The 6,858-nt window shown below is 67.9% G+C and carries 7 protein-coding genes; 3 read left to right on the top strand and 4 right to left on the bottom strand.

Annotated elements, in window-relative coordinates; all coding sequences use genetic code 11:
• Window positions 1-23: 23 nt before the first annotated feature.
• From ABT288_RS17420 to ABT288_RS17440, 4 genes are all read right to left on the bottom strand, one after another.
• Entirely contained in the window at window positions 24-1,031 is a 1,008-nt protein-coding gene (locus ABT288_RS17420; protein WP_450857751.1) for a zinc-binding dehydrogenase, read from the bottom strand.
• A 46-nt stretch (window positions 1,032-1,077) separates the two neighbouring features.
• Window positions 1,078-1,653, bottom strand: a complete 576-nt coding sequence (locus tag ABT288_RS17430; protein WP_351608085.1) for an NADPH-dependent F420 reductase — start codon at window positions 1,651-1,653, stop codon at window positions 1,078-1,080.
• Window positions 1,610-2,623: a zinc-dependent alcohol dehydrogenase family protein gene (locus ABT288_RS17435; protein WP_351608088.1), complete on the bottom strand. Its 1,014-nt coding sequence runs from the start codon at window positions 2,621-2,623 to the stop codon at window positions 1,610-1,612. Before ABT288_RS17435 ends, ABT288_RS17430 begins: the two co-directional genes overlap by 44 nt.
• 496 nt (window positions 2,624-3,119) lie before the next feature.
• A complete protein-coding gene (locus ABT288_RS17440; protein WP_351562540.1) occupies window positions 3,120-3,938 on the bottom strand; it encodes a MerR family transcriptional regulator in 819 nt (272 codons plus the stop codon).
• 130 nt (window positions 3,939-4,068) lie between these two features.
• Between ABT288_RS17440 and ABT288_RS17445 the strand changes: the two genes are divergently transcribed.
• The 3 genes from ABT288_RS17445 to ABT288_RS17455 all read left to right on the top strand — a co-directional run bounded on the left by ABT288_RS17445 (window position 4,069) and on the right by ABT288_RS17455 (window position 6,763).
• A complete protein-coding gene (locus tag ABT288_RS17445; RefSeq protein ID WP_351608091.1) occupies window positions 4,069-4,443 on the top strand; it encodes a nuclear transport factor 2 family protein in 375 nt (124 codons plus the stop codon).
• Window positions 4,444-4,547: 104 nt separating this feature from the next.
• On the top strand, window positions 4,548-4,862 hold the full coding sequence (locus ABT288_RS17450) for a putative quinol monooxygenase (protein ID WP_351562536.1): 315 nt from the start codon (window positions 4,548-4,550) through the stop codon (window positions 4,860-4,862).
• 221 nt (window positions 4,863-5,083) lie between these two features.
• Window positions 5,084-6,763, top strand: a complete 1,680-nt coding sequence (locus tag ABT288_RS17455) for an ISL3 family transposase (protein WP_351608094.1) — start codon at window positions 5,084-5,086, stop codon at window positions 6,761-6,763.
• Window positions 6,764-6,858 lie beyond the last annotated feature (95 nt).

Raw genomic sequence — 6,858 nt, forward strand, 5'->3', positions numbered from 1 at the left:
CCGGGGTGTCCCATCCGAAACAGCTACCAAGGGCGGACGAGGACGGTGCCGACCTTGCCGGGCCGTACTGCGTGTTCAACGGCGTCGGCGAGTGCGCCGAGGCCGTACGTGGCGGCCACTTCGAACTGGTCCTTGAGCGCCAGCGCGATCAGCTTCGCGGCGGCGACGTCGGATGCCCGCCTCTCGGCGGAGACCTCGGACAGCCACCGGCCGACGTTCTTGCCCTGCAGCGTCAGCGATTTGTGCAGCAGCTTCGACGCGTGCACCGAGATCGGCTCCTGGGCGATCTGCCCGTAGCTGACCAGCTTCCCGCCCGGCGTCAACAGGTCCAGAAGGCTCTCCGTCAGCTTCCCGCCGATCGGGTCGAAGGCCACACCCACCGGGCGGCCGGCGGCCGCCTCGAGGACCTCGTCGGCCCAGCCTGGATGCTCGGTCGACACGACCGGAACGTTCGGGAACCGCTTGCGCAGCTCGGCGGCGCCTCGGTTGCTGCGGACGACGTTGACGAGACCGAGGCCGTGGAGTTCGCACGTGCCGGTCAGCAGCCGCCCGACCGACGAGCCGGCAGCGGTCTGCACCAGAACACCGTCGTATCCGATGGCCTGGTGCTCCTCCGCCTCACGGCGCAGCATGACCGCGGTGAGTGGATTCACCAGCATCTGCGCTGCGACCTCGTCCGACAGCTCGTCCGGTACGGTGACGACCACGTCGGCGTTCGCCACGATCCACTGGGACCACGCACCTGGCTGAGGGAAGACCGTTACGCGCCCGCCGACTTCGACACCTGGGGCCACACGGGCATGTGGCCCTATTGCCTCCACCACGCCCGTGGCCTCGACACCGGCTGGAACCGGCTGTGCAGTTTTCCTCGGGTAGGCCTCGACGGCCTGCAGATCACCAGGATGCACCGGGAATGCCGTGGTACGGATGAGGACCTGACCACTCCCCGGTGCTGCCGGCTCCGGCTCCTCGATGACAGTCAGGACGTCGGCGGGCAGCCCCCCACGGGTGCAGACGACACGACGGTTCATGGTTCTCCTCCCGCGCGACGGATGTGCGCAGACCTGGGCCGCGGCGTCAGCCGACGTCCTGCAGCAGCAAGTGTTTCGCGCTGAGTGCTCCGTCCAACTGCATCAGTCGCCCGCCCTCACGCAGGCCGCCGAGGTCCAGCGCGGCGAATCCGAATTCGCCCAGCAATGCGGCCACGGTTGCCTTCGCATCGGTGTCGTCACCCGCGTAGAAGGCCACCTGCCGGCCTTCGGCATGCCGGGGGTCCGCAGCGATGAAGGGGGCGAACAGGGTGTTGAGAGCCTTCACGACCCGAGCTCCGGGTAGGTGCTCGGCAACCCACTCGCTGCCCGTGAGGTCACCGACGTCGTACCTGCCCCGCCAGGGGTTGGCCGCAGCGAACTGATTGGTCGTGTCGACGACGATCTTTCCGGACCAGTCGGTGAGGCCGGTCAGTTTCGGCACGGCGAAGAACGGCACCGAGAGGAACACGAGCCCCGGCTCGGCCGCTTCCTCGGCCGTCGCTGCGCGAGCCATCGGCCCCAGCTTGGTCACGAGGGCTTGGAGGGTGTCGGGGCCCCGGCTGTTGCCGATGACCACCTCATGGCCGTGGCGGACGGCCTGGTCGGCGACCGCCTGGCCCACCTCTCCTGCACCGAGTACGCCAATGATGTTGTGTGGGGTCATGGTGCTGTTCCTTGATCGTGAGCAAAGACCACTCGGTTGCCCGACACCGGCTCGTGTGCACTTTGACGGGAGCGGAGGGCAACGTCAGCCTGCCATCGGCGACCGGTTGCGCGGACTCTGCGCTCAGGGCCGGATGACGGGGCAGATACTCGTCGTCATACATCCAGAACTCCGTTGTGGTGATGTTCTTGGTCCGCAACATGTCCTGATCGGGGGCGAAGGGCTCGCCACTCATGTAGCCGTAGATCACCAGCAAGGCGCCCTCGGTCAACACGTCCAGCACCAGTGAGGTGGCCTCTCCGCTGACGCCGTCGAGTCCCAGCAGCACCGGATCGTCGCCGATGATCGCACGCACCCGCGCGGCCACGTCCGGATGATCGACGAGCACGATGTCAGCGTCCAGTTCCTCGATCTCGGTGACCAGCTTCTCTCGGCGGACGATGTTGATCGTGCGAAGTCCGCGCTCCTTGGCGAAAGCGATGACGGAACGGCCGATCCCACTGTTCGCCGCGTTCTGCACCACCCACGAGCCGGCGGGCAGGTCACGCGACCCCACAAGGAGCGCTCCCGTGATGGGATCGAGGCTGACGGCCTTGTCGACGACCGTCAGCTTCGCGGCCTCCGCCAGGACCTGCTCGGACCAGGCGAAGGTGCCGAAGGGAAGCAGGACCGTGTCGCCGGGGCTGACGTCAGTGATGTCCGCCCCCACGGCCAGGACCGTGCCGGCACCCTCATTGCCGATGACGCTCGGCAGTACCGGGCGGACCGGGTAGACGCCCTTCGCCAAGAGCAGGTCGTGGTGGTCGAGCGGGGCGTACTCGACCTGGACCAGCGCCTGGCCGGCTGCGGGAGCCGGTGGCTCGGGAACGTCGACCACCTTCAGGCTCTGCTCAGGCTCCCCGAACTGAACGAGATGAATCGCGATCATGTAGGTCGTCTCCTGGCAGTCTTGCGGTGAGAGCCGCTCCCAGCGGTGGGGGAGGGGTGACCAAAGCAAGGCCGGCAGCCGCAGCGAAGCCGAGCGCCACGCAACATGACTGCTGCAACAGAGTCAGACCTGCCGCATTGGCAGGCGGTGCCTGTGTACACATGCTGTCATCTCCGGCGTAGCGCCACATCACGTGCAGTTCGTGGTCGCGCTCCGCGCACGACTACGTGATCGCTGGAGATCAGGCGGGTCAGGGCGCGCAAGAAGCCGTTGCATCGCCATCAAGGCGGTGATCAGATCACATGACGGTGCCGCAGGGCGGACAGCCACAGCGGGTGAGGCCGCAACCGCCCGAGTGGCTCGCCGGCGCCTTGCTCCAACAAAGTCAGTAGTGGCCAGCTGAGATTGGGTCTCGCAAGATTTTCGTGACGAGGTGACCGTCGGTGACGGCCTCATGCGAGCAGGACGCCGTGTCGGTACCGTCCGAACGGCCCGGCTAGCTGCTCGCGCGGAAGATGGGCCAGCCGACCTCGGTGACCAACTCGTCCTCGACGGTCACATCGAGGGGGCTGCGCAGATAGAACTCGCGCAGCGGGCCGTCAACACTGATCTCGTGGCGCGCGGCATGGGTGCCCAGGTCGCCGTAGGTGAGATCTATGGTCTGCAGAGTCCCGCGGTGAACCGCGACCGCGAGTTCCGCGCCGGGCACGACCACGGCGTCGATCCGGCCGACCGGGCGAACTTCACCGTCGAACGGGACGAACACCAGCGCCTCCCCGTGCTCGTCCTCAAGCAGCTCATTCGCGAAGAGACCGCCCATCGGGCCGGTGGTGCGCAGTCTGCGGGCGGTGGTGAAGCCGTGCAGCTCGCCCAGCGCCCCCTGCCACCAGCCCGCGAGGTCCTGGCGGTCGATGACCTCGCGGATCCCGATGGCCGCCTGGTCACGGACTGTGCGGTACTCGACGGTCGACCCATGCACGGGCCGGGCCAGTAGGTCGCGCAGCGATTCGACGGCGCTCTGCGCCTGCGCGAGCCGGTTCTCCAGGCGCGCGAGATGCGCGGCGATCAGCTGGTTGCGGGTGCTCACGTCCTCGGCGGTCAGCACCGCCTTCACGTCCGCCACCGGCATGTCCAGGTTCCGCAGGCGCACGATCACCTGAGCGGTGGGCACCTGGTCCGGGGAGTAGTACCGATAGCCGGTTACCGGGTCCACATCGGCCGGCGTGAGCAGCGCGACGTCGTGGTAGTGCCGCAGCGTCTTGACGCTCAGATGGGTCGCGCGGGAGAACTCGCCGACCGTCATGCCCGTGTGCATGGCACCAGTGTCAACCCTCCCCCAACTGGAGGGTCCAGCGGACGATCTCCGGTTGACCCTCCCGTACAGGTAGGCCCCAGGGTCGGCGGTAGGCGCCGCACAGCGCCGAGGCCTTACGAGGAGACTTCCCATGAACACCAATACCCAGGCCACAGCTCTGCCCGATGTTGTCGCCGCCTATATCGAGGCGGTCAACGCCTTCGACGTGGACGCCGTCCTGGCGACCTTCGCCGACGACGCCGTGGTCAACGACGCGAGCCGCGAGTTCGCCGATCCCGCCTCGATCCGAGCCTGGCTGGACCGCGAGATCGTCGGTGACAAGGTCACGATGAAGGTCACGGAGTTCGCGCGTCACGGCAACCTAATGGTCGTGCGGGCGCGCTACGACGGCGAATACGACAAGACGAACCTGCCCGACGAACTGGTGCTCACCAACTACCTCACGGTCGCCGACGGCAAGATCACCTCGCTGGTCATCGTGCACAACCAGCCCTCTCCCTACTGAGGGCGGCTCCCCGGCGATGGCTGCCCCCGCCTCCGCGCGGTGCTCGGGCCGCACGCTCGCCGGTACCGGGCCGAGTCCGTCGCCATTCGTGGAAGGAACATCCCATGAGCACACTGGTCACCGCCGAGCTGTTCGCCCAAACCGGCCGCGGCGACGACGTCGCGAAGCTGCTGTTGGACATCCTGGGCGAGAGCCTTGAACACGAGGGCTGCGAAGACATCCGCATCCTGCGCGACCAGAACGACCCCGACCACGTGACCGGCCTGACCCAATGGACCGAGGCACACAACTACACCGACTACCTCACCTGGCGCACGGAGCACGGCTTCACCGCTACCTTCGAGGCCATGCTCACCCGCCCACTGGTGATCCACTACTACGACGAGATCTACCAAGGCCAGGGCATCGCAGCTCGCTGAGAGCCCCCACTCGGGATGAGACTTGCCCGCTGCGTTACGCCAGCATCGGGAGCTCGACGCGAATGGGCCCCGGCTACTCTGCGTAACCGCAGCGACGGCCACTTGAATCGGGTCTCGCAAGATTTTCGTGACGAGGTGACAGACCGTCACGGCAGTGCCATCGTCCGCAGTGTGTGAGGACCTGCTCGGAATGGTGTTTCCGCACCTGGTAGAAGGTGCTGGTGGAGCAAGTGGTCGTGGAGAGCGGGGGGTTGCGTGTCACGGCCCGGACCCGCGACGACTACTCGCTGCCGTGCCCGGACTGCGGGACGACATCCGGACGAGTCCACAGCCGGCACCAGCGGCACCTGGCCGATGCCGCGGTGGGCGGCAGACCGGTGGTGATCGAGCTGACGGTGCGGCGCTTGTTCTGTGACACTCGGGAATGCCGACGCCGTACGTTCGCCGAGCAGGTCGACGGAATGACCATCCGGTACGGCCGTTACACCTCTCTGCTACTGGGGATGTCGCAGGCGGTCGGGCTGGCTCTGGCCGGCAGTGCCGGGGCCCGGCTGCTGAGGATGCTGAACGTCGTGGTCAGCCGGGTGACCCTGCTGTCCCTCGTACTCGCGCTGCCTGAACCGGTCGTGGAGTGCCCGCGCATCCTGGGGGTTGACGAGTTCGCCCTGAAGCGGTCGCACCGCTACGGCACTGTGCTGGTCGACGTCGAGAGCCACCGGGTCGTTGACGTCCTGGACGACTACATCGGCGACACGCTGGCCGCCTGGCTGCAGTCCCATCCCGGAGCCGAGGCGATCTGCAGGGATCGCGGGTCCTCGTTCGGTGACGGCGCCCGCCGTGGTGCTCCGCGGGCGCAGCAGTGTGCGGACCGCTACCACGTGGCAGAACCTGGGCAAAGCCGTGGAACGAGCCAGCCGGCAGGCTGCGCTCCGAGTGGCTGCCGCCCGAGCGGGAACCGTCCGCCACGGCCGAGGTGCGCCCCGTCCCGTCGCTTCCTGTATGCCTGTTACTCGCTGGAGGACGGCGAGACGGGACGCGTCGGCGCGGTGGACGCCTTCGCCATCGATCCGGGCACCGGCACCCTGGACTTCCTCAACCGGGTGTCGCTGCACGACAGCGGCTGCGCCCATCTCGCGGTCGCTCCGGACGGACGCCATGTGGTGGTGGCGAACTACTACGGCGGCGCGTACGTCGTGCTCCCCGTTGGCGAGGACGGGCGGCTCGGTCCCGTGAGCGGCACGCTGCAGAACACCGGCAGCGGGCCGCACCCACGCCAGGACTCGGCGCACCCGCACGCCGTCGTCTTCGACCCGGGCGGCCGGTTCCTCACCACCGCCGATCTCGGCATCGACCAGGTACGGATCCTCCGGCTCACGGACGGCCGCCTCGAACCGGTCAGCCGGGCGCCCCTGCCGCCCGGCACCGGACCCCGCCACCTCGCCTTCACCGACGACGCCAGCACTCTGCACGTGATCGGCGAACTCGACGCGACCATCACGGTGTTCGCCTACGACGCCACGACGGGGACGGTCCAGGAGATCCTGCAGACCGTCGCGACCGCACCACCCGGCTACCCGGGCCCGCCCAGCGGCGCCGAGATCGCCGTCCACCCGTCGGGTGACTTCCGCTACGCCTCCAACCGCGGCTCACAGACCATCACCGGCTACCGGATCGACCGGCCCACCGGGACGCTCTCCGCCGTCGGTCACACCGGCCAGGGCGTGAGCGGCCCGACCAACTTCGTCATCGACCCCGGCGGACGACCGCTCTACGTCAACAACAGCACGGCCGACAACATCGCCCAGTTCGCCGTCGACCCCGAGACGGGCGAGCTGGAGCCCACCGGCCGGACGACTTCCGTGCCCGTCCCTCTGATGATGGCACTGTGCTCCCAGGACTGACAGGCGCATTCAGGAGGGCTGAGGGGATCCGGTGACAAGGGTGTATAGCTCGATGATGACACCGTCCTTGCAGTGGGCGATGTCCATCCCGGTGA

The sequence above is a fragment of the Streptomyces sp. NPDC001093 genome (assembly GCF_040298985.1).
In the GTDB taxonomy this organism is placed as follows: domain Bacteria; phylum Actinomycetota; class Actinomycetes; order Streptomycetales; family Streptomycetaceae; genus Streptomyces.